At 47.3% G+C, this 22,059-nt stretch carries 20 protein-coding genes and 1 pseudogene; 14 read left to right on the forward strand and 7 right to left on the reverse strand.

The genetic code is table 11. The features are described from left to right. The first annotated feature begins 16 nt into the window (after nucleotides 1-16). Nucleotides 17-178 (forward strand): hypothetical protein, encoded by a 162-nt coding sequence (locus tag QUA77_RS09170; RefSeq protein ID WP_333449923.1) that lies wholly within the window; start codon nucleotides 17-19, stop codon nucleotides 176-178. Between the two features lie 227 nt (nucleotides 179-405). Beyond that, the gene (locus QUA77_RS09175) at nucleotides 406-678 is read left to right on the forward strand and encodes a hypothetical protein (protein ID WP_333449924.1); all 273 of its coding nucleotides are present in this window, start codon (nucleotides 406-408) and stop codon (nucleotides 676-678) included. 98 nt (nucleotides 679-776) lie between these two features. On the opposite strand, the gene QUA77_RS09180 is transcribed toward QUA77_RS09175, so the two are convergent. After that, entirely contained in the window at nucleotides 777-2,936 is a 2,160-nt protein-coding gene (locus QUA77_RS09180) for a pentapeptide repeat-containing protein (RefSeq protein WP_333449925.1), read from the reverse strand. A 140-nt stretch (nucleotides 2,937-3,076) separates the two neighbouring features. Beyond that, entirely contained in the window at nucleotides 3,077-3,292 is a 216-nt protein-coding gene (locus tag QUA77_RS09185) for a DUF433 domain-containing protein (protein ID WP_333449958.1), read from the reverse strand. Nucleotides 3,293-3,656: 364 nt separating this feature from the next. Here QUA77_RS09185 and QUA77_RS09190 point away from each other — a divergent pair, with 364 nt between their 5' ends. After that, complete coding sequence (locus QUA77_RS09190) at nucleotides 3,657-4,685, forward strand: hypothetical protein (RefSeq protein ID WP_333035370.1); 1,029 nt, start codon at nucleotides 3,657-3,659, stop codon at nucleotides 4,683-4,685. A 60-nt stretch (nucleotides 4,686-4,745) separates the two neighbouring features. Here QUA77_RS09190 and QUA77_RS09195 read toward each other — a convergent pair whose 3' ends face one another. The 3 genes from QUA77_RS09195 to QUA77_RS09205 form a co-directional block, all read right to left on the reverse strand. Next, on the reverse strand, nucleotides 4,746-5,081 hold the full coding sequence (locus QUA77_RS09195; RefSeq protein ID WP_333035371.1) for a transporter suffix domain-containing protein: 336 nt from the start codon (nucleotides 5,079-5,081) through the stop codon (nucleotides 4,746-4,748). Between the two features lie 111 nt (nucleotides 5,082-5,192). After that, a complete protein-coding gene (locus QUA77_RS09200; RefSeq protein ID WP_333449926.1) occupies nucleotides 5,193-6,011 on the reverse strand; it encodes a carbohydrate ABC transporter permease in 819 nt (272 codons plus the stop codon). A 231-nt stretch (nucleotides 6,012-6,242) separates the two neighbouring features. Beyond that, entirely contained in the window at nucleotides 6,243-6,434 is a 192-nt protein-coding gene (locus tag QUA77_RS09205) for a hypothetical protein (protein WP_333035373.1), read from the reverse strand. A 70-nt stretch (nucleotides 6,435-6,504) separates the two neighbouring features. On the opposite strand from QUA77_RS09205, the gene QUA77_RS09210 reads away from it, so the two are divergent. The 8 genes from QUA77_RS09210 (at nucleotide 6,505) to rdgB (ending at nucleotide 14,795) form a co-directional block, all read left to right on the forward strand. Continuing rightward, nucleotides 6,505-7,197 carry an aldehyde oxygenase (deformylating) gene (locus tag QUA77_RS09210; RefSeq protein ID WP_333204074.1) on the forward strand — a complete coding sequence of 231 codons (693 nt, stop codon included), beginning with the start codon at nucleotides 6,505-6,507 and terminating at the stop codon, nucleotides 7,195-7,197. A gap of 153 nt (nucleotides 7,198-7,350) precedes the next feature. Then, nucleotides 7,351-8,373, forward strand: coding sequence for a long-chain acyl-[acyl-carrier-protein] reductase (locus QUA77_RS09215; RefSeq protein WP_333035377.1), 1,023 nt, complete (start codon nucleotides 7,351-7,353; stop codon nucleotides 8,371-8,373). 548 nt (nucleotides 8,374-8,921) lie between these two features. Beyond that, on the forward strand, nucleotides 8,922-9,902 hold the full coding sequence (accA, locus tag QUA77_RS09220) for an acetyl-CoA carboxylase carboxyl transferase subunit alpha (protein ID WP_333449927.1): 981 nt from the start codon (nucleotides 8,922-8,924) through the stop codon (nucleotides 9,900-9,902). 242 nt (nucleotides 9,903-10,144) lie between these two features. Continuing rightward, nucleotides 10,145-10,870 (forward strand): SDR family oxidoreductase, encoded by a 726-nt coding sequence (locus QUA77_RS09225; RefSeq protein WP_333449928.1) that lies wholly within the window; start codon nucleotides 10,145-10,147, stop codon nucleotides 10,868-10,870. A gap of 110 nt (nucleotides 10,871-10,980) precedes the next feature. After that, the gene (folE, locus tag QUA77_RS09230) at nucleotides 10,981-11,715 is read left to right on the forward strand and encodes a GTP cyclohydrolase I FolE (RefSeq protein WP_333035382.1); all 735 of its coding nucleotides are present in this window, start codon (nucleotides 10,981-10,983) and stop codon (nucleotides 11,713-11,715) included. 272 nt (nucleotides 11,716-11,987) lie between these two features. After that, nucleotides 11,988-13,412: a phosphoglucomutase/phosphomannomutase family protein gene (locus tag QUA77_RS09235; RefSeq protein ID WP_333449929.1), complete on the forward strand. Its 1,425-nt coding sequence runs from the start codon at nucleotides 11,988-11,990 to the stop codon at nucleotides 13,410-13,412. 156 nt (nucleotides 13,413-13,568) lie between these two features. After that, the gene (locus tag QUA77_RS09240) at nucleotides 13,569-14,189 is read left to right on the forward strand and encodes a hypothetical protein (RefSeq protein WP_333449930.1); all 621 of its coding nucleotides are present in this window, start codon (nucleotides 13,569-13,571) and stop codon (nucleotides 14,187-14,189) included. A gap of 15 nt (nucleotides 14,190-14,204) precedes the next feature. Continuing rightward, nucleotides 14,205-14,795 (forward strand): RdgB/HAM1 family non-canonical purine NTP pyrophosphatase, encoded by a 591-nt coding sequence (gene rdgB, locus QUA77_RS09245; protein WP_333449931.1) that lies wholly within the window; start codon nucleotides 14,205-14,207, stop codon nucleotides 14,793-14,795. Nucleotides 14,796-14,918: 123 nt separating this feature from the next. Here rdgB and QUA77_RS09250 read toward each other — a convergent pair whose 3' ends face one another. Further along, nucleotides 14,919-15,257, reverse strand: coding sequence for a P-II family nitrogen regulator (locus tag QUA77_RS09250; RefSeq protein WP_006633346.1), 339 nt, complete (start codon nucleotides 15,255-15,257; stop codon nucleotides 14,919-14,921). A gap of 353 nt (nucleotides 15,258-15,610) precedes the next feature. On the opposite strand from QUA77_RS09250, the gene QUA77_RS09255 reads away from it, so the two are divergent. Together QUA77_RS09255 and ilvB are read left to right on the forward strand one after the other, a co-directional pair. After that, nucleotides 15,611-16,909 (forward strand): MFS transporter, encoded by a 1,299-nt coding sequence (locus QUA77_RS09255; RefSeq protein WP_333449932.1) that lies wholly within the window; start codon nucleotides 15,611-15,613, stop codon nucleotides 16,907-16,909. Nucleotides 16,910-17,480: 571 nt separating this feature from the next. Continuing rightward, a complete protein-coding gene (gene ilvB / locus QUA77_RS09260; RefSeq protein ID WP_333035390.1) occupies nucleotides 17,481-19,316 on the forward strand; it encodes a biosynthetic-type acetolactate synthase large subunit in 1,836 nt (611 codons plus the stop codon). A gap of 249 nt (nucleotides 19,317-19,565) precedes the next feature. Here the strand turns inward: ilvB and QUA77_RS09265 are convergent. Continuing rightward, nucleotides 19,566-20,333: pseudogene (locus QUA77_RS09265) on the reverse strand (IS1 family transposase). A gap of 161 nt (nucleotides 20,334-20,494) precedes the next feature. On the opposite strand from QUA77_RS09265, the gene QUA77_RS09270 reads away from it, so the two are divergent. After that, the gene (locus QUA77_RS09270; protein WP_333449933.1) at nucleotides 20,495-21,907 is read left to right on the forward strand and encodes a serine/threonine-protein kinase; all 1,413 of its coding nucleotides are present in this window, start codon (nucleotides 20,495-20,497) and stop codon (nucleotides 21,905-21,907) included. Nucleotides 21,908-22,059 lie beyond the last annotated feature (152 nt).

The following is a 22,059-nucleotide window of genomic DNA, read 5'->3' on the forward strand; positions in this document are numbered from 1 at the left end:
AAAAGGCGATCGTTTTGTGAGTCTCATTGGTGCGATCGCCCAAAACCCGCCAATCCCCCATCAAAACCCCCAAAGTCTCCAGATTAGTTCGGGGATCAATTCTTCAATCCAAAATCCAAAATCCAAAATCCAAAATCGATTGACGGCGGCCCCCATCTGCGGCTACGCTTTGAAGTGAGAGGTTGCTTGCTTGTAGAGGAGGCAGCCCGCGTCGCCCAAAAATCTAGTTGCACTGCCCAAAGCTGCGCTAACAGCAATGGACAGCTAACCGCCAAACTGGTACAAGCAGTCTGGAGGCTAACGGAGTATCTTAACATCCTCTGTAGCCGCCCTGCTATGTCTTGAAATGCGGGGCGGCTGGGTTTTTGGGTTTTTCTAGAAAACCCAAAACCAGGAGAACATATTATGTCACAGGAATTCGTGCCTGACGACAACAAATCCGATCGCCCAAATGACGAATCAGCAGCAGTATGCGAACAGGAAGTGGTGCTGTTAACCGTTGTCGGTTCGCCCAAGGGTGTCCGGGAAACCATACTCACTTTGTACCGACTGGGATTTGCCCAAGTCGGCGATTGGAGCCCCGTACAACGTGCAGCCAATCCGAAGCAGGTGATGAGCGTACTGATCCGTCGGAAGCGATCGACTGATGATACACCGCCGAGAAAATCTGGACGGTAAGCTGCGCTGTCATTTTGATTGAAGTGAAGAATCTTCGTGGGGTGGGCGTCTCGCCCGCCCTAAAAATACAATTACTTACTGGGCGTTGATATTGGATTTCAGGGTAAAAGTAAGAGACTTGCGATCGCAGGCAACAATTTACTGCAAGCTTCTACCAACGTCGCCGCACTAGGTAAACCAGCAATAGTCCCTTTCAAAATTTTCATTGCCGTTTTCCCCGCCTTTTGCATTGTACTTTCTTGGGGATTTTTCCCTACTTCTGCCAAAGTTTTTACCTGTTCCAATGCTTCAGCTTTATCATCATCAGATAAATCAGTTTCAGCCTCGATCGCTGTTTGTAACTCAGTCAATAATTCTTTTATTCCCGGTTCATCTGTTTTAGCAGAATCAGATAATTGATTAATTGTATTGGCAACAGTACCGCTGATATCACCTAAACTTAACGATCCAGCACCGCTAGCGTTAACGGTTCCGCCTGTAATTTCTATTTTGCGACTTTGGTCGATTTGGTCACTCATAACTTTATTCTGTGATGTAGATTTAACTTCATTAATAAATTTAACATTTACAGGTGGCGGAGTCAACAATTTTACAAATTCATTCAGTTCCCTATTTTTAGGATTCCCTCCTTTCACTAAGTCTAGAAACACATTTAAATAATGTTTTTGAATGGCAATAATTTCATCTTTAGATTTTAATTGCTCGGCTCGCATTTGAGCTTCTAGCCTTGCTTGATAAACTTCGTCCCAAATTTGCTCAACTTTACCCTTATCCGTTCCTTCTGGAACTTTGATAGTCAGTAAAACATCGTTTTCTTTCTTCTCAACCCCTTGAATTGACTCCGGTGTAATGTCGGGAAATTCTAGCATTAACTTCTGAAAAGCGGCGGTAAAAGCTTCGGGGTTAATCCCATCTTTGAGCAGGATTTGCACGGTTGTCATAATTTTTTTATAGACTTTCTCGAAATCCCCCGGTTCAAAACATTTACTGATGTGGTGAGGGCGGCGTTCGCGATCGCCAGTTCCCGGTTGGGGATATTCTAGAAGATAAACAAAGCGACAGTCTACGCGATCGAGCTTTGTATTAGCGTCAATATTCCAAGCTTCCAAACAAGCACCTGTAAAATAAGCTTCTGTAAAATCTGTTGCTAAGGCTTGAGTTTCAGTGAGGTTTGCGAATTCCAAATTAGCTTGATGCAAAGTTGCTTCGCTGAGATTAGCCTGCTTGAGATTAGCCTCGTTGAGATTAACGCCTGTCAGGTTTGCTCCTTGGAGATTCGCACCGACATAGGATTTTTTGTAGCCATTGCCAGTGATGAGTAATTCTCGGACGCGGGTATCAGCTAATATCGAATTACCGACTCGCGCGCGATCGAGTTTTTCTGTATTGTGGAAGCAAGTGCGAGTGAGATTGGCTGTTCTCAAATCTGTACTTTTGAGGGTTGCTTCAGTGAAATTGGCATCAGTTAGATCGGCATTGCGAAAGCAAGTGCCGCCTGTAGCGGCAAAAGCAATGGCAATTTTGAGAACAAAGGCGTGTTTCTCATCCCCAGCCAGGGCACGCCAAGCAACGTAAATACCTAGTCCTGCCCCTGCCGCTGCCCCTGCCGCTGCCGCTGCCCCTGCCGCTGCCCCTGCCGCTGCCGCTGCCCCTGCCGCTGCCCCTGCCGCTGCCACTGCCGCTGCCGCTGCCCCTGCCGCTGCCGCTGCCGCTGCCCCTGCCGCTGCCGCTGCCGCTGCCGCTGCCACTGCCGCTGCCACTGCCGCTGCCGCTGCCACTGCCGCTGCCGCTGCCGCTGCCGCTGCCCCTGGCGCTGCCGCTGCCACTGGCGCTGCCCCTGCCGCTGCCACTGCCGCTGCCACTGCCACTGCCACTGCCACTGCCCCTGCCGCTGCCCCTGCCCCTATACCTTGGCGGATAGTAGCTATCAAGAAGATTGCCAAAACTATCAACACAAGCACACCGGGAAGAATGGTGTACTGTTTGATGGTATCTGGAGTGAAAAAAATTGCTACCCAAAAACTAGCCACGCTTGAGATCAACCCCGATATTACCGATAGAAATAGCGAGATAGTTACTAGAAAAATTGTCCAGCGACGTTGCAGTCCAGCTTTGGCACGGGTGAAGTCAGCTTTTATGAGGATGGCATTGGTGAAGTTTGCGCCTCGGATGTCTGCACCGATGAATTTTGCACCTGTGAGGTTTTGACCTTTGAAGTTGCGGCCTCGGAGATTTTTACCGGAGAAGTCTTTGGGCATGATTTCACGCAGGGAGATAGTAGTTACTTTTTCATTTTCCTTAACAATAGTCCGGACAGTATGAACGGAATCCGGATAAATGTCAGCAAGGAGATTGATAAGACAGGGAGAGAGATTTTGCTCAAACAAAAGTAGTTTTATCACCCAACAAATAACCTAAACTGCTCTCGTTTAGCCGCGAAACTCAAACAAGCAAAAATATCCTGTTGCGTGAGATAGGTAAAATCCTCTAGGATTTCTTCATAACTCATCCCAGAAGCGAAATATTTCAACACCTCATAAACCGTAATTCTCATGCCTCGAATACAAGGTTTCCCACCTCGCTTACCCGGTTCGAGCGTAATGATATGAGCGATGTCTTGTTCTGACCTGGCACTTTTCCTTTAGCTTATTTTCTCAATTTTAGGCTAACAAAGGGATAGAGCGATCCTAACGTTTGGTAGTTTCCAGCATTTTATTAGTTCCTTTAATTTCCTAATTCACTTTAACTCAATCCCCCCACAGCCACCACTCCCCTCAAGTCCCATCAGGGGCGTGCCCGGAGTCATTTTGGGTATCTTTTCGCCGATCGCCCTCCATCGTGCAATAATAATATGACTTGCATGAAAGCTCTATTAGTAGGTAAATCTTGCCTACCTTACCGCTACATATAGCGTCTCAACTGTCAACCCGTGCAAGTTCCCAATTAAACCGGCTGTTGCACTACACAAATTTTTCCTAATGGCTGAAGTCCCCCTAAATCCCGCAGAACTTGCAGAAGCCCTCAACGGCTTTACCGATATCAATTTCCAATTGCCAGACCCCGAAGACGAACAAATACCAGACTTTGATTTTGACAATCAGGTTGACAATGCCTGGAAAGTGTGCGATCGCTTCGACTTGCAAACCGACATTTGGCGGGGACGCATTCTCCGAACAGTCCGAGACAGAGAAAAAAAAGGCGGCGAAGGACGCGGTACAGGCTTTTTGAACTGGCTCAAAGAAAGAGAAATTGGCAAAAGTCAAGCCTATTCTTTGATAGAATTAGCTAATAGTGCCGATACTCTGATCCAGCAAGGAGATTTAGACCCAAATTCCATTAGAAACTTCAGCAAAAGAGCCTTTGTAGAAACCGCCAAAGCATCTCCCGAAGTCCAGCAAATGGTAACAGATGCCGCAGCAAGTGGCGATCGCATCACCCGCCGCGAAGTCAAACAACTCTCCGACGAATGGATGGCAATGAACTCAGATTTATTGCCAGAAGAAGTCAAAGAAAAAGCATCTACGGGTTCTCTACCTTCCCGCTACCTCGCTCCTTTAGTCAAAGAAATGGAGAAACTCTCCCCATCTCACCAAAGCGAAATTCAAAAAGAAGTAGCAGAAAATCCCGACGTAGATACTGTCAAACAGCTAACATCCGACGCCAAGAACTTATCCAAATATCTCGACGCCGCCGCCCAAGTGCAAGCTCTCAATCAGTCTCACTTAGACATGGAAATGGCCTTAGAAGAATCTTTGCGAGTAGGCTGTTTGGGAACCACCGCCGACGTTGTAAAACAAGCCGCACAGCTAGAACAAACAGTAGTCAAACTCTACACGATTTGGAAGCGTTTAGGCAGTTTAGCCGATAGATTGTACGTGGATACAGGAGCAAGCACACCCAATTTGCGGTTGCTTTTGGGATGCTTGGACACTCTTTCGGGAGAAAAGATTGAAGTGGATTTTGGAGACGGAGAACGCTCTATTCGCTTGCAAATTTTCAGCGAATAACTCAACCTTGCCCGCAGATAAACGCCAATCTCCAGGCTCATTATCGGCGTCGATTCCTGTTCATCTGCGGTTAAAATTTCTGATTTTTTTCCAAAGATATCGGGGATGCAAATAACGCCGATATTTGGTAACTACTTCTTTTCCCAACAGCACTACGCTAATCCAAAAACAAACCTCGGCCCCAACAGCCAGAACGACAGATAAAGTAGTTTTTTGGGTAATGTCCAGCGGCAGGAACGGCACAACAAAAAAGACTGCCAACCACGGTAGAAAAGATACGATAAATAAAAATAAACCGAGCTTCTGCATAGATTCACATAATACAGCTTTGATATGCCCTTGATCTCTTAGTGTGCTGAAAGTAAACTTCGTTTGTATAGTAGCGAGTTCAATCACCGAGTGACTACAAAATCACATCTGGCACCATTCTCAAGAACAGACCCGAAAGCCTGTTCTTGAGAATGGTTCCACAAATGACTACAAACTTAATTGCCAAGCATCTCCAACTCAATTCTTAATCCCCGTCGCCGCAATCCCTCGAATAAACTGCCGCTGACCGACCAAAAACAGCAACACCACCGGCACAGTTCCAATTACCACCGCCGCCATCAACAACTGCCAACTGCTAGTAAACTGTTCCTGAAACTCAGCCAAAACCAACTGCACAGTCCGCAACTCCGGCCGCGTCGTAAACACCAGCGGCTTAAACAAATCGTTCCACTCCCCGATAAAGGTAAACAAAAACAGCGTCACCAAAGCAGGGCGGGCCAAAGGTAACATCACCTGCCACAAAACCTGCCAGCGGTTAGCCCCATCCAGCATTGCCGCCTCCTCCAACTCCACGGGAACAGTCATAAAATACTGGCGCAGCAGAAAAATTCCAAAACCGTTAGCCGCCGTCGGCAAAATCAGCGCCCCGTAGGTATTCAGCAGATGACCCCACTTCAAAACCATGAAAATGGGAATCACCAAAAGCTGAAACGGAATTACCAGCGTTGCCAAAACCCCCAACACAATCGCCTGTCGCCCGCGAAACTTCAGCCGGGCCAAGGCGTAACCGGCCAAAGCAGAAGTTACAACCTGAAAACCCGTCACTGCGATCGCCACTAGAGTAGAATTAACAAATGCCAACAAAAAATTGCCCCGTCGCCAAGCCTCCTGATAGTTCGCAAAAGTCAGGCCTGTGGCCTTGACACCCACACCAGATGGTGATAAGGAAACCAAAAATACAGCAGCCAGCGGCAGCAGCACCAGCGCAGCCCCCGCCAGCAACAAAATAAAACTCAGCAGTTCCAGCGTTTGAGACCTGTCAAAGGATTTACCCATAAATTTGTGAATTAACCTAAAATAATAAGCCTGTGAGGTTCTCCAACCCGATCGCATCCCCGATTCCCATACAACAACATAATAGTCGTAGAAGGAAAGAAGGAGTACCTAGGGAGGAAGTTGTGATTAGGATATAATGTTATAGATAGAGTTGGTACTGTAAAACCCTGAAAGGTGGAGACATAGACCGTATTTCTATCATCTATTTCCGGGCAAAAGATCGACTAACGACTAATTCAAGTAATTAGTAAATAGATAGCATTCTAGCGATAGTCTTTCTGGAGTGTTCGACGGCAAAACTCCGCCAAACACGCTGATGACGCCAGTTTTTCCCGGAACGTCAAAGAAAAGTTCTTTGTCGAAAGAATCCTCAGCTATAATCTCTGATTTAGATGGGGTGCGTTCAAAAAAGGTAAAGTGCACTGTCACTGACCCCCAATTTTAAAGTGGTTTGCAGACATCCCACAAGCTTATATGAGGAGACTACATATCTATGCCCCAGCTTGAGGCCAGCCCAACAATTGACTTTCAAACCGAAACTTACAAAGATGCTTACAGTCGCATCAACGCCATTGTGATTGAAGGCGAACAAGAAGCTCACGACAATTACCTGACACTGGCCGAACTGTTGGCTGACAAAAAAGCAGAGTTAGTTGGCTTGTCCAAGATGGAGAACCGTCACATGAAGGGCTTCCAAGCTTGTGGCCGGAATCTTAAAGTCACGCCGGACATGGCATTTGCCAAGCAGTTCTTTTCGGAATTGCACAAAAACTTCCAGACGGCCGCGGCCCAAGGTCAGATTGTAACTTGCTTGTTGATTCAATCGCTAATTATCGAGTGTTTTGCGATCGCAGCTTACAACATCTACATCCCCGTCGCCGATGACTTTGCTCGCAAAATCACCGAAGGCGTCGTCAAAGAAGAATACACCCACCTCAACTTTGGGGAAGTCTGGCTGCAAGCTCACTTTGAGGAATCCAAAGCCGAACTCGAAGCTGCCAACCGCCAAAACCTGCCCATCATCTGGAGACTGCTAAACTCTGTCGCAGACGATGCCCGCGTTTTGGGAATGGAAAAAGACGCTTTAATCGAAGACTTTATGATTGCCTACGGCGAAGCCCTAGGCAACATAGGCTTTAACAACCGCGATATCATGCGGATGTCAGCACAGGGCCTCGCAGCCTAGTTAATTTGGAAATAAGGAATGGGAAAAAAATTAAAAATTAAAAATTAAAAATGGGATACCTCATTTTAAAATATACATTTTTAATCTTCCCATCTTCCCCTCTTCCCCTCTTCCCCTCTTCCCATCTTCAATCTTCCTTCATTTGACAACTTAATGTTTGGTCTAATCGGTCACTTAACCAGCTTAGAACACGCCCAATCAGTAGCTAACGAGCTGGGCTATCCAGAATATGCCGATCAAGGTCTTGATTTTTGGTGCAGCGCACCGCCCCAAATAGTTGATCAGATCACGGTAACAAGCATCACTGGACAAAAAATAGAAGGCCGCTATGTGGAGTCCTGTTTTTTGCCAGAAATGCTAGCCACTCGCCGGATTAAAGCAGCCACTCGCAAAATCCTTAATGCGATGGCACACGCTCAAAAAAACGGGATTAACATCACTGCTTTAGGCGGCTTTTCTTCGATCATTTTTGAGACTTTCAACTTGCAGCAAATTAAGCAAATTCGCAATCTCAAGTTGGAGTTTGAACGCTTCACCACTGGTAACACTCACACGGCTTACATCCTCTGCCGCCAAGTAGAAGAAGCAGCCCCTAAATTGGGGATTGAACTTTCAAAAGCCACGGTAGCCGTTTGTGGTGCTACTGGCGATATTGGCAGTGCTGTGTGTCGCTGGCTCAATGTTAAAACAAATGTAGCAGAATTGTTGCTCATTGCCCGCGACAAAGAACGATTGCAAGATTTGCAATCGGAATTGGGCAGAGGCAAAATTATGGACTTGGAAGAAGCCCTCCCCCAAGCGGATATTGTAGTGTGGGTAGCCAGTATGCCCAAGGGAGTAGAAATTGACCCTAAGACATTGAAGCAACCATGTTTATTGATTGACGGTGGCTATCCGAAAAATCTGGCAACTCAGGTTCAGCATCCAGAAATTTACGTACTCAATGGCGGCATTGTGGAGCATTCCCTCGATATTGAGTGGAAAATTATGAAGATTGTGAATATGGATGTACCGGGCCGACAGTTGTTTGCCTGTTTTGCTGAATCAATGCTGCTGGAATTTGAAAAAATGTATACCAACTTTTCTTGGGGACGGAATCAAATTACTGTGGAAAAGATGGAGCAAATCGGTCATATTTCTGTCAAGCACGGTTTCAGACCTTTAATGTCATTTTGATGTGATTTGTTGTGGTTATTGGTTATTGAGGAAAGTTTTTCTGATAATAACCAGTAACTTTTTTATACAGTTAATAGTGAATTTTTAACACTTAACTATTAACATTAGCTCAGCTCACACAACCCGAAGAAAAGTAGTTTGTAGTTCGGAACAAGCGGATGTGATTGGTGGCAAGAGTTTGTCTTTAATTCTTCTGATATTTGAATATTGGCGAAAAAAGGTAATATAGACACGGCTGTTAAAGCTTCCGAAGGGATCAGTTCGATCGCGCTGGTGTCGCTTTTTGGAGTTGGGAACAGTTCAGCAGGGTTAGGTCTTTTGTGGCGATGGGGAACCCAGGAGCGCTGGGAAATATGGGCCTAAAACTCAGAAGTAAGCCAAAATAGTGTAGCAAAAAACGAGGCTCCAGCCTCTGGTTTTCAACCAGCTTAGTAAGCCAAGCATAATTCAAAATTTACAACTTCCAAATTTTCCCTCTTTTTCAGCATCCCCTGACAGGGTAGGATCGGAAAATAGTTGATCGACAAAACCTTATAGAAATTATCCGCGTGCCAAACCCAGATCGTAAACCCTTACTCTTAGATTTTGAAAAGCCCCTGGCCGAACTCGAAGGCCGAATTCACCAGATTCGCGAACTCGCCGAAGAAAACAGCGTCGATGTCACCGACGAAATCCGCAAACTCGAAGCTCGCTCAGCCCAACTGCGACAAGAAATCTTCAGCAGCTTGTCCCCCATGCAGCGGCTGCAACTCGCCCGTCACCCGCGCCGCCCCAGTACCCTCGATTACATTCAGGCAATTAGCGACGAGTGGATCGAGCTTCACGGCGATCGGCGCGGCGGAGACGACCCGGCCCTCGTCGGTGGAATTGCCCGCATAGATGGGCGTCCCACAGTCATTATCGGCCATCAAAAAGGGCGCGACACTAAAGACAATATCGCCCGCAACTTCGGTATGGCTGCTCCCGGCGGCTACCGCAAAGCCCTGCGGTTGATGGAACACGCCGATCGCTTCGGAATGCCAATTTTCACCTTTATCGACACTCCGGGGGCTTGGGCGGGCTTAGAAGCAGAACAGCTCGGACAAGGAGAGGCGATCGCCTGCAACCTCCGAGAAATGTTTCGCCTCGACGTTCCCATTATTTGCACCGTCATCGGCGAAGGTGGTTCCGGCGGCGCTTTGGGTATCGGTGTCGGCGAGCGGCTGTTGATGCTGGAACATTCCGTCTACACGGTCGCCACTCCCGAAGCTTGCGCGGCCATTCTCTGGAAAGACTCTGGCAAAGCTAACTTGGCCGCAGAAGCCCTGAAAATCACTTCCTGGGACTTGAAAAACCTCGGCATTCTCGATCAAATAGTACCAGAGCCGATCGGTGGCGCTCACTCGAATCCCCTCAAAGCTGCTTCCATACTCAAACAAGCTTTGTTGGAAAACTTAACAGAACTCACACAGCTTACGGCTCAGCAGCGACGCGAGCTTCGGTATCAAAAGTTTCGCCACATAGGTGTATTCACTGAAATTTCTGCTTGAGCCGATCGATTCAGAGTTATCAGTTATGAGTTAAAAATTCTTAACTTTAAACTCATAACTCACAGCTCATTATTCTGCCGATCAGTCAGCAGTGTTATAATTTCTCAGGTGACACCGGCTTAACAGTTCTTAATGTTCATCTCATAATTAACTGTTATCACCCGCAGCAGACAGTTGTTTAATTTGCCGAAGAAGGCTGCAACGCTGTAGGGAGTTGCCGAGCGAAAGTATTAGGACACTGAATGAACCATCCAACAACAAAGCAGGCTCTGATTACCGGAGCCAGCAGCGGTATTGGCAAAGCGACGGCTCTAGCGTTCGCCGCCGAGGGCATAAATCTGGCATTAGTTAGCCGAGAGTCGGAAAACTTAGAAGCCGTTGCCGCAGCAGCCCGAGAAGTCGGAGTGAAAGCAGAAGCTTATCCCTTAGACTTGGCAAAAATTGAGCAAGTGCAAAGCAGCATCAGCGCGATCGCATCTCAATTGGGCTCCGTAGATATCCTGGTCAACAGCGCTGGCATGGGCTACACCGGCTCTTTGACGGAAACGCCCCTAGCCGAGTGGCAGAGCGTTCTAGACCTCAATCTGACTAGCGTTTGGCAGTGCATTTTAGGAGTTTTGCCCTCCATGCGCGATCGCAGATCGGGAATCATCATCAACGTTTCCTCGATCGCCGGCACCCAAGCCTTCCCCAACTGGGGAGCCTACTGCGTCAGCAAATTCGGTCTCATGGCTTTGTCTAAAACCTTAGCCGCCGAAGAACGGGCTCACGGAATTCGCGTAACAGCAATCTGTCCGGGTTCTGTCAATACTCCCCTGTGGGACACAGACACCGTGGAAGCCGACTTCGATCGCAGTGCCATGTTAACCCCAGAAATCGTGGCCCAATCAATTCTGCACGCAGTTCAGTTGCCAGCAAGTGCAGTAATTGAAGAAATCACGCTCATGTCCAACGCAGGAGTTTTGTGAACTTGAGATTTTAGACTGCTGGATTTTTCTCGAATTCAACAATCTTTGAATCTATAGCTATATCCCCCAATCCAAAATCGCAAATCGATTCACCCTCACACCAAATTGTTATGACAATTGCATCTTCCCCCGATTCCAATGGCTCGAACTCAATTTCGACTGACAGCATGAAACTGTTACAAACCGCAGACAACAACACCCCGCGCATCCCAACTCGACCAGATCGCAATTCCTCGAACGGTCAAGAATCCAGCGTGCCCAAACCGTCAGAAGTAGGCATGGAAGAAATGATGGAGGCCGTTCGGACAATGCTGCTGGGAGTAGGAGAAGACCCCGAACGCGAAGGATTGCTCAAAACCCCGAAGCGGGTAGCAGAAGCAATGCGGTTTCTCACCAGCGGTTACAGTCAATCTCTCGAAGAACTCCTCAACGGCGCTATCTTTGACGAAGGTCACAACGAAATGGTACTGGTGCGAGACATCAGCGTATTCAGTATGTGCGAACACCATATGCTGCCGTTTATGGGCCGAGTTCATATTGCTTACATTCCCAACCAAAAAGTAGTGGGATTGAGCAAATTAGCCCGAATTTCCGAGATGTACAGCCGCCGATTGCAGGTGCAAGAGCGTTTGACGCGCCAAATTGCCGAAGCAGTTCAGACAATATTGGAACCGAAGGGAGTGGCCGTAGTAATGGAAGCCAGCCATATGTGCATGACGATGCGGGGTGTACAAAAACCCGGTGCTTGGACGGTTACGAGTGCAATGTTGGGCGTGTTCCAAGAGGAACAGAAAACTCGCGAAGAATTCCTGAATTTGATCCGCCACCAACCGGCATTCTTTTAGTCGGTTGACAGTTGACAGTTGGTAGTTGGCATTTGGCATTTGGCAGTTAGCAGTTAACAGTAATTAGTAAGTTGGGTTGAGGGACGAAACCAAACATAATCTATCCAGCAACGCTAATGACAGCCAACAGTCAGCAGCTAACAGTCAACTGTCAATAGCCAGAGGAAAGGCTGTGGAAGCAATTCCCTAATCTAAAATCTAAAATCTAAAATCAGATGACGATCGACTGATAAACCCATAAAATAGACGGGTGACTCATGACTTGTGACTAAATGAATCCTATTAAATTCGGTACAGATGGCTGGCGCGGTATCATTGCTGACGATTTTACATTCGATCGCGTAGCGTTAGTCGCTCCCCTAGCGGCACAAGTTCTCGCACAAACCGGCAGTAGCGATGGCAGCAGCGGTACCGTAATTGTCGGTTACGACCGCCGATTTCTGGCTGAAGAATTTGCCAAAACAGCGGCTGTTGCCGTCCAAAATGCAGGATTTGACGTGCTGCTGAGCGAATCCTACGCCCCCACTCCAGCTTTCAGTTTAGCTGCCAAACAATTAAATGCTTTGGGTGCGATCGTCCTGACAGCCAGCCACAACCCCGGTGCATATTTAGGGTTAAAAGTCAAGGGCGGATTTGGCGGTTCAGTTTCGCCCGAAGTTACTCAACAGATAGAAGCAAAACTCGAAAATCCGGCGGCACTTTCAGCAACTCCGGGCAAATTGGAGAATTTCAATCCTTGGCCGGCTTACTGCAAAACCTTGCGGGAAATGGTAGATATTGAGGCGATTAAAGAAGCAATCGCCAGCGGCAAAATTACAGTATTTGTAGATGTAATGCACGGTGCCGCCGCCGGAGGATTAGCTCAAATTTTAGAAGTTCCGGTACATGAAGTCAATAGCGATCGAGATCCGCTGTTTGGAGGCGGTGCACCGGAACCTTTGCCGCGCTACCTGTCGCAGTTATTTCGGGTGATGCGTACTCACCAGCGAAAAAGTTCTGGTTTGTCAATCGGATTTGTATTTGACGGAGATAGCGATCGAATTGCAGCCGTTGACTCTAGCGGCAACTTTCTCAGTTCACAAATCCTAGTTCCCATCTTAATCGAACATTTAGCAAAACGGCGCGGCTTGACCGGGGAAGTCATCAAAACAGTCAGCGGTTCAGACATAATTCCCAAAATTGCCAAGCTGTACAACTTGCCATTATTTGAAACGCCGATCGGTTACAAGTATATAGCCGATCGAATGTTAACCACCCAAGTCTTAGTCGGTGGCGAAGAATCGGGAGGAATTGGCTACGGTACACACATTCCCGAACGAGATGCTTTACTGGCAGCGCTGTACTTGTTAGAAGCAGTTGTCAAATCCGGCGAAGACTTAAGCGAAATTTACACCCGACTGCAACAAGAAACAAGCTTTACTTCAGCTTATGACAGAATCGACTTGCACTTAGCAAACATGGAAGAAAGGTCGCGTTTGCTGTCGCTGCTGCAAAATCAACCCTTAACAGAAATCGCCGGCAAAGCAGTTGTAGATTGCAACAAAGTTGACGGATATAAATTCCGCTTAGCTGACGGAAGCTGGCTGTTAATTCGGTTTAGCGGAACCGAACCGGTGTTGCGTCTATATTCAGAAGCAGCGACCTTGAAAGAAGTTATGCAAAACTTAAACTGGGCGAAAGCTTGGGCGCATAATTAATCGGAGTTTTCAACCGCAGATAAACGCAGACAAACGCGGATGACTCGATCTCCAATCTCTCTTTCTCTGCGTCCTCTGCGCCCTCTGCGGTAAAAAAAATCTTACTCACCAATGAAATACTATTGCTATATCAGATAAATTTTAGGATAAAAGCAAATGGCTTACAGCGATTTCAGCCTTGCGAGAGTAAAAAAAGATTTTGGATTAACCTTAGATGAAACTCGCAATTTATTTGCCGACACAAAACCAGTTTCACCATCAGAAATTTTAACAACAATCCTGATTGATTATGTACCGCTAGCAACTTTTATTTCCACAGAAAAAGCTCGCTCAGAATTTTTGATTGCCCCGATTTTAGCCGAAGTTAGGCGATTGTTAAACAAACGAGTTTCTCTTTTTTTCGGTAAGGATTTTACTGTCGATCCAGAAAGAGGTTTGCAAGGATTTTGTGATTATATTATTAGCGGTTCTTCAGAACAATTGTTTATCAGTACTCCGGTTATAACAATTTTTGAGGCAAAAAAGGAAGATATCATTGGCGGTTTGGGTCAATGCGTAGCCGCAATGGTAGCGGCCCAATGTTTCAATCAAAACCAAGATAGTGAGGTCGATCGCATTTACGGCGCGGTGACGACGGGTACTAACTGGAAATTCTTGATTTTGGATGAAACTACTGTTTATATCGATCCGATTGAATACTATATTCAAGATGTTGATAAGATTTTGGGAATTTTGTTGCAACCATTTCCCCAATATTTTGTTAATATGGAGCCATAAGTTTTAAGAGAAATAATGACCGATCGCAAATTGCTAGTTGTAGCTACGGGCAATCCGGGTAAACTCAAGGAAATGCAAGTTTATCTGCAGGATTTGGGATGGGAATTGGAACTCAAACCCGAAGAGTTGGAAATCGAGGAAACAGGCGAAACTTTTATTGCTAATGCTTGCTTGAAGGCGTCTGAAGTCGCCAAAGCAACCGGCAAATGGTCGATCGCCGATGATTCTGGTTTAATGGTAGACGCACTCAACGGCCAACCTGGGATTTACTCCGCACGCTACGGCAAAACCGATGCTGACAGGATATCTCGACTTCTCAAAGAATTGGGTAGCGAACAAAACCGGGAAGCACAATTTGTTTGCGCGATCGCGATCGCCCGTCCCGACGGTACAATTGCCTTGCAAGTAGAAGGAATTTGCCGCGGCGAAATCCTCCACACTCCTCGCGGTACGGGAGGTTTCGGATATGACCCCATTTTCTACGTACCCGCACAGCAACAGACGTTTGCAGAAATGACACCGGATATCAAGCGATCGCACTCTCACCGAGGCCGAGCCTTCCACGCTCTAATACCACAAATGGGGTCATTAGTCATTAGTCATTAGTCATTAGTCATTAGTCATTAGTCATTAATTATTGGTTATTGGTGATTAGTACCAATTATCCATGCCCAATGCCCAATGCCCAATGCCCAATGCCCAATGCCCAATGCCCAATGCCCCAGTATCTTAGATTGCCTCCAAGTTCTTTTCCCCAGTCCGAATCCTAATAATTTGTTCTACAGGAGAGATGAAAATCTTGCCGTCGCCAATCTCGCCCGTGCGGGAAGCCGCGATAATTTTATCAACCACCATGTCAACCTGATCGTTTTCCACAACAATCTCCACCTTGAGCTTTTGCAAGAACTCAACGGTGTACTCAGAACCGCGATAGCGTTCTGTCATGCCCTTCTGACGGCCAAAACCTCTAACTTCAGAAACAGTCATCCCCACAATACCAGCATTGACGAGTGCGATTTTCACTTCGTCTAGTTTAAAGGGGCGAATAATAGCTTCAACCTTTTTCAAGTTTTTCACTCCTAACAGTTAGTACCTTCGTTATATTACTTAATCGGCGTGACATCTTTTAATATCACTGCCAACAGCAAGTATTTTGTCAAGTATATTACCCTATCTTGTACTCGCGATGAAATGCAGGCCAACCTTTAACAATCTTCTTGGATTTTTCGGGGGCGCGGGCTCTCGGTTCCGGCTGATCGCGGTAGAGTTAAGAAGACTGCAGCAGCCGTCCCCCGCCGATCTGCTAAAACAGAAAAAGACCCCAGGAGACAGGAGTTTTCCGAGTTTCCGCTTTCCTATGTGAGATTTGCACGTATTGCTGAAAACTATAATTGCCAGAGGCGGTCAGTTAAACTATTCCTATGCACCCAGCCAGCCCTCCCCCTGACCGCAGCGGGCTTGATGCCCTACTGAGAAATCGCCCCTTCCTCGCCTTGTGGACGGGCCAGTTATTGGCCCAAGTGGCGGATAAAATCTTTTACGTATTGCTGATTATTCTGCTGAAAACCGGCGACTACCGACCCTGGCCGGTTTCTTGGCAACATTCGGAAAATTCTATGCTGTCAGCGGTGATGATTGCCTACACAGTGCCGGCGATCGTCTTTGGTTCCGTAGCCGGTATCGTGGTAGACCGCTTTTCCAAAAAGCAAATGCTGGTCGCCTGCAACGTGATTCGAGCTGGGTTGATTGTAGCTTTGCCGTTTTTGCCCAAAGCTTTCGTGGTTTTGTTGACAATGACGTTTTTGATCTCTACCGTAACGCAATTTTTTGCTCCGGCAGAGCAGGCTGCAATCCCCCTGGCCGTGGGGCGAGAGGGACTGATGTCGGCAAATGCGCTGTTCGCCTCGTCCACAATGGGCGGGATTATTGTCGGGATGACGATCGGCGAACCGCTGTTTAGTTGGGTAAAACACAGCTTCGGAGCCGATTCTCAAGAGTTTATGCTGGGCGGGTTGTACCTGATATCTGCCGGTTTGATCTATGCCATGCGGATCAAAGAAAGTCATGTCGGCAGCAGTGGCAAAAACGTCCATCCTTGGCAAGATCTCAAAGAAGGTTTGCGCTATTTGAAACACAATCACCTTGTCAGCAACGCGATGGTGCAGTTGACAATTTTGTATTCCGTGTTTGCGGCGCTTCAGGTGCTGGCGATCGCGCTTTCAGGCAAAATAGGTCTCAAAGAAACTCAATTTGGCTTTTTGCTCGCTGCTGCGGGAATTGGAATGGTCTTCGGTGCAGCCTTTTTGGGACACTGGGGTCATCGAATGCACCACAAACCTCTGCCTTTAATCGGTTTCTTGATGATGGGTTTTGTATTAGCAATGTTTGCCTTTACTCGACAGTTATGGGTGGGATTCGGATTGAGTGCTCTGTTCGGTTTTGGTGCTTCCTTAATTAACGGGCCGATGCAGGCTCTGATTCAAGAAAAAACTCCAGAATCTATGCGGGGCAAAGTCTTTGGATTGGAAAACAATGCGATTAATATTGCTCTGAGCCTGCCTTTAGCACTGACCGGCCCGCTGACGGATGCTGTCAGTAATGCTGTCGGCGACGATGACTTGGGCTTGCGGATCGTGTTGCTGAGTTTGGGCTTTTTGGTCTCCGTGATGGGAATGGCAGCTTGGAAACATACTCGCAAAGTCTTGCAGGATGTTCTCTGAACTTTGCAAAGAAGGCAGAAGGCAGAAGGCAGAGGGGATGGGTGTCAACTTAAGGTCAAATGTAGTACCGATCTACTGTTTGACGATGATTGTCGATATCCCCTGATAGTTGGGGGCAACCAGAGCATTCTCTTTAGTTTCCCTTCTTAACGGGAATGGGAGCAGGATCGAGACTCGCGTCTAAACAAAATTTATCAAGGGTTTTAGGCTAGTGTTGACACCAATCGGGAGAGGGAAGAGGGCTTTCTTTTCGCGATCGATCCATAACATAGCAACCGCCCTGATGATTATGACGTTCTTAATTGCTGAAACGATTGTTTTTCTTGTCGAATGCCGAATCACGAATGCCCTAAAAGCGTCATATTGCGGTAAACACGCATAGAGCCCACTATTTCCTCTGTTTCTTTTCTTCCTCTGCAGTTCCACAATTTCTCGATCGGGCGAACTCTTTGCGATCGCGCAATCTTTTGTAAAATCTCACCACTTAAATTTTCCTAGTTTCATTAATTGAGATTAAAGTAGTATAAAAGCTTTCATTAAAAATCATAATTAGTTTAAGGAAGGAAATTCTGTGCAACTAAAAACTAAAGTGACCATCAGGCGTGCAACTGGTGGATTTGCTCTGATTGACAGCTTGATCCGCCACGGCGTCAAGCATATTTTTGGTTATCCCGGCGGTGCAATTCTGCCGCTTTACGACGAACTCTACCGCGCAGAAGAAACTGGCGCTATCAAACATATTCTGGTGCGCCACGAGCAAGGTGCTGCTCATGCGGCTGACGGATACGCCCGCGCTACCGGCAAAGTAGGGGTTTGTTTTGCTACTTCGGGCCCCGGCGCAACTAATTTGGTAACGGGGATTGCGACAGCCCACATGGATTCGATCCCGATGGTAATTATTACGGGTCAGGTTCCTCGTCCGGCGATCGGCACTGATGCGTTTCAGGAAACTGATATTTACGGGATTACCCTGCCAATTGTCAAGCATTCTTATGTAGTGCGCGACCCGAGAGATATGGCGCGAATTGTGGCAGAAGCTTTCCACATCGCGAGTACAGGGCGGCCGGGGCCAGTCTTGGTTGACGTACCCAAGGATGTGGGTTTAGAAGAATTTGACTATCTGCCCGTGGAACCCGGATCGGTGAGAATTCCGGGCTACCGGCCGACGGTGAAGGGAAATCCTCGGCAAATTAATCAAGCAATCTATTTGCTGCAGGAAGCAAAGCGTCCTTTGCTTTATGTCGGGGGCGGGGCGATCGCAGCGGGGGCCCACGAGGAAATTAAGGAACTCGCCGAACTTTTCCAATTGCCGGTCACGACAACGCTGATGGGCAAAGGTTCCTTTGACGAAAACCATCCTTTGTCGGTGAAAATGCTGGGGATGCACGGCACTGCTTACGCTAATTTTGCCGTTACCGAGTGCGATTTGCTGATTGCTGTGGGGGCGAGGTTTGACGATCGCGTGACCGGGAAATTAGACGAGTTTGCCGCGCGCGCAAAGGTGATTCACATCGATATCGATCCGGCGGAAGTAGGCAAAAATCGCGGCCCTGATGTGCCGATTGTCGGAGATGTCCGCCAAGTTTTGGTCGATTTGCTGCGCCGATGTCGGGAAACTGGAGTTTCGGGGAAGGCCGGACAGACTGCGGAATGGCTGCACAGGATCGATCAGTGGAAACAGGACTATCCGTTAGTTGTGCCTCATTACCCAGACATTTTGTCTCCGCAAGAGGTGATTTCCGAGTTGGCTACTCAAGCGCCGGATGCTTACTACACAACAGATGTCGGTCAACATCAAATGTGGTCGGCTCAATTCTTGAACAACGGGCCGCGCCGCTGGATTTCTAGCGCTGGTTTGGGCACGATGGGTTACGGGGTGCCGGCTGCTATGGGCGCGAAAATGGCGCTACCCGATGAGCAAGTGATTTGTATTGCTGGCGATGCTAGCGTGCAAATGAATATTCAAGAGCTGGGAACCTTAGCACAATACGGCATTAATGTCAAGATTGTGATTGTAAATAACGGCTGGCAGGGAATGGTGCGGCAGTGGCAGCAGGCGTTCTACGGCGAGCGTTATTCGTCGTCGAACATGACTGTGGGGATGCCGGATTTTGTGATGCTGGCTGAAGCTTATGGGGTGAGAGGGATGCTGGTTTCGCGGCCGGAGGAACTCAAAGATGCGATCGGGCAAATGCTAGCTCACGAGGGCCCGGTGGTGATGAACGTTAAGGTAACGAGGGACGAAAACTGCTATCCGATGGTAGTTCCGGGTAAGAGCAACGCTCAAATGGTTGGCTTGCCTGAACGTAGCAAGTTGCAATCTGCAGAGTTGATTTATTGTCCGAGTTGCGGCGCTAAGAATGTTTCGACCAATAAGTTTTGTCCTGAGTGCGGGACAAAAGTTTAACGAGTTTTGAGTGGGGACTTAGGCTGTGCCTATTAGTCTCAACTTAAGGTCAAACCTAGTCATAAACTGCTGTTTATCGGCGAGGCCAGAGCCCCCCTAGCCCCCCTTAAGAAGGGGGGGACAAGAGTCCGATCAAAGTCCCCCTTCTTAAGGGGGATTTAGGGGGATCTGGCCTCGGATAAAAGCGAGAGATACAAAGGTTTCAGACTTAAGTTGACACATATCGGCAATGCCGTCTCGGTAGTGCTTTTATGTAAAGGATGGATAAAATTCAGGCAGTCGAGCCTTCAGCATTGCTAATCTGATTTGGTGATTATAGTCATGAATGAAGTTCCAAATAGCACTCTTGTGATTCTCCAACTTCTTAGAAAACGATAAAGTTTTCCTGACCAATCGCGAAACTCGCTGCCTGAGCGTATTATTTAATCGTTCAATGTAGCTGGTTAATCCACTTTCTTTGCCGACAGACTTATGCCGTTTACGGGCGTAAAACCGCAGCATAGGCTTCCCAATGGTCAGTATAAATCTTGGCACATTGGCGATAGACACTCGGTAGGGAATCCCATAATGCTTGAGCCGACTTCAAGGAACGGTCTCCAATATGACATCCAATCACTTCCCGAGTCTTGGCGTCAATCGCTAACCAGACCCATTGTTTATTCCCTTTGTCGTCTACTTTCATACCAAAGTTCATCCATTTGGACGGTATGTTTTCCGACTTGTTTCGGGATGACTGTGGCCTTTTGTTCTACGGCAGCGTACAGGTTGTTCACATAATTTTGGAGCCAGCTCTCAGAAACATCCATGACTCGGGCAATACCAGCGAGGGAAATCCGCTCCAGAAGAAGCAATTCAATTTTTACCAAGGTGTCCGTGTCCTTGGCTTGCCAAGTTCGGATTTTCGACAAACTGGCGGCCACAGTCGCGACATTTGTGATTTTGTTTGCCCCGACGAGTCATGCCATTTTTCATCACATCGTCAGAACCACAAGTGGGACAAATCAAATAGGGTTTCATGATGAGACTCCTCAAAATACCGGACCTAGAGTTATTATCCTCCATCCTTTACATAAAAGCACTACCGCCGTCTCTTTACCCGGCTCTGCTGTTTCACATTTAAAACCATGTCCGCTGGCATCGCATCCAGAGCTTTAATCTGTAATCTCTAAGCATCTTTTATGAGCCAGTGTCTCAACCCTGATTGCCTATTCCAAAACCCGTCTGGCTATACAAAATTCTGTCAAAAATGTGGGAATAAACTGCTACTGGGCGATCGCTACGGAGCCCAAAAAATTATTGGACAAGGGGGATTTGGGCGCACTTTTCTAGCTATTGACGAGTATAAACCCTCAAAACCTCCCTGCGTTATTAAACAATTCTACCCCCAACTTCAAGGCGCTTCTAGTATCCAGAAAGCTGCTGAGTTATTTGAGCTTGAAGCAGTCCGCCTAGAACAGTTGGGTAAACATTCTCAAATTCCCGACTTATTAGCATATTTTAGTCAAGATGGACGGCAGTATTTAGTCCAAGAATTCATCGACGGTGAAAATTTAGCCGAAGCACTAGAATCTAAGGGATATTTTAGCGAAACGCAGATTCGCGACTTGCTTAATAATTTATTGCCAGTATTCGAGTTCATTCACTCTCGCCAAGTTATTCACCGAGATATCAAGCCAGAAAATATTATTCTTAGGCAAGATGGGCAACTGGTTTTAGTTGATTTTGGAGCCGCGAAATATGCGACACAAACGGCTCTAGCGGTAACGGGAACGAGGATCGGGACGGCTGGATATACGGCACCAGAACAAGCCAACGGCAAAGCTATTCATGCGAGTGATATTTATAGTCTGGGTGTCACTTGTCTGTGTCTGTTAACTGAGGTTGAACCGATTGATTTATTCGATGATAGCGAGTTTGAGTGGGTGTGGCGAGAACACTTAAAAACATCTGTCAGTTCTGAACTGGGTCAGATTTTAGATAAAATGATACAATCTGCTATTAAGAAACGTTATAAATCTGCTACTGAAGTGTTGCAGGCTCTTGGTACTCGATCACCTCAATTATCAGCTCAAACACCTCCACCGGCACCGCCACCAGACTCGCTTAAATCAGCGCAGGGTGTTGACTATACTCGTCTCCGGGATTTATTGGCAGCAGGAAAGTGGAAAGAGGCGGATCAGGAAACAATAAAGGTAATGCTGAAAGCTGCGAGACGGGAGAAGGAAGATTATTTTGATACGGACTCAATTGATAATTTTCCTTGCGATGATTTACGCACCATCGACCAGTTGTGGGTAAAATATAGTCAGGGTCGCTTTGGTTTTAGCGTCCAGAAAAACATTTGGTTGGAAGTGGGCGGCAAAGTTGATTGGGATACTGAAAAGAAGCTCGGCGATCGCGTCGGTTGGCGAAAGAGGAGAAAGGGGAGGGAAGATTGGTTGAGCTACAATGATTTAACCTTTAATCTGCAAGCACCTGTGGGCCACCTCCCTAGGCAACTGTGTGGGTGGTGGGGTGGGTTCCGGCGTTTGGGTGTGAAGTGGCGTTATGGTTCTTCTCTCGCATCGAGAGCTGTAAGCTGTAATCTATAGCGATTTCAGCCCTTGGTTGGTTTGCCCGATCGTAGCAAGTTGCACTCTGCGGAGCTGATTTATTGTCCCAGTTGCTGCGCGAAGAATGTTTCGAGCAATAACTTTTGTCCTGAGTGCGGGACAAAAGTTTAAGGGCGGAAACTAGGAACACG

This window comes from Microcoleus sp. K5-D4, assembly GCF_036704575.1.
Taxonomy (GTDB): Bacteria; Cyanobacteriota; Cyanobacteriia; order Cyanobacteriales; family Microcoleaceae; genus Microcoleus.

What these genes read in the sequence shown, in the direction of transcription:
- QUA77_RS09175 (WP_333449924.1), top strand. Translation starts at nt 406, where the DNA reads ATGTCACAGGAATTCGTGCCTGACGACAACAAATCCGATCGCCCAAAT.
- QUA77_RS09180 (WP_333449925.1), bottom strand. Translation starts at nt 2,936, where the DNA reads ATGCCCAAAGACTTCTCCGGTAAAAATCTCCGAGGCCGCAACTTCAAA.
- QUA77_RS09190 (WP_333035370.1), top strand. Translation starts at nt 3,657, where the DNA reads ATGGCTGAAGTCCCCCTAAATCCCGCAGAACTTGCAGAAGCCCTCAAC.
- QUA77_RS09200 (WP_333449926.1), bottom strand. Translation starts at nt 6,011, where the DNA reads ATGGGTAAATCCTTTGACAGGTCTCAAACGCTGGAACTGCTGAGTTTT.
- QUA77_RS09210 (WP_333204074.1), top strand. Translation starts at nt 6,505, where the DNA reads ATGCCCCAGCTTGAGGCCAGCCCAACAATTGACTTTCAAACCGAAACT.
- QUA77_RS09215 (WP_333035377.1), top strand. Translation starts at nt 7,351, where the DNA reads ATGTTTGGTCTAATCGGTCACTTAACCAGCTTAGAACACGCCCAATCA.
- QUA77_RS09225 (WP_333449928.1), top strand. Translation starts at nt 10,145, where the DNA reads ATGAACCATCCAACAACAAAGCAGGCTCTGATTACCGGAGCCAGCAGC.
- folE (WP_333035382.1), top strand. Translation starts at nt 10,981, where the DNA reads ATGACAATTGCATCTTCCCCCGATTCCAATGGCTCGAACTCAATTTCG.
- QUA77_RS09235 (WP_333449929.1), top strand. Translation starts at nt 11,988, where the DNA reads ATGAATCCTATTAAATTCGGTACAGATGGCTGGCGCGGTATCATTGCT.
- QUA77_RS09240 (WP_333449930.1), top strand. Translation starts at nt 13,569, where the DNA reads ATGGCTTACAGCGATTTCAGCCTTGCGAGAGTAAAAAAAGATTTTGGA.
- rdgB (WP_333449931.1), top strand. Translation starts at nt 14,205, where the DNA reads ATGACCGATCGCAAATTGCTAGTTGTAGCTACGGGCAATCCGGGTAAA.
- QUA77_RS09255 (WP_333449932.1), top strand. Translation starts at nt 15,611, where the DNA reads ATGCACCCAGCCAGCCCTCCCCCTGACCGCAGCGGGCTTGATGCCCTA.
- QUA77_RS09270 (WP_333449933.1), top strand. Translation starts at nt 20,495, where the DNA reads ATGAGCCAGTGTCTCAACCCTGATTGCCTATTCCAAAACCCGTCTGGC.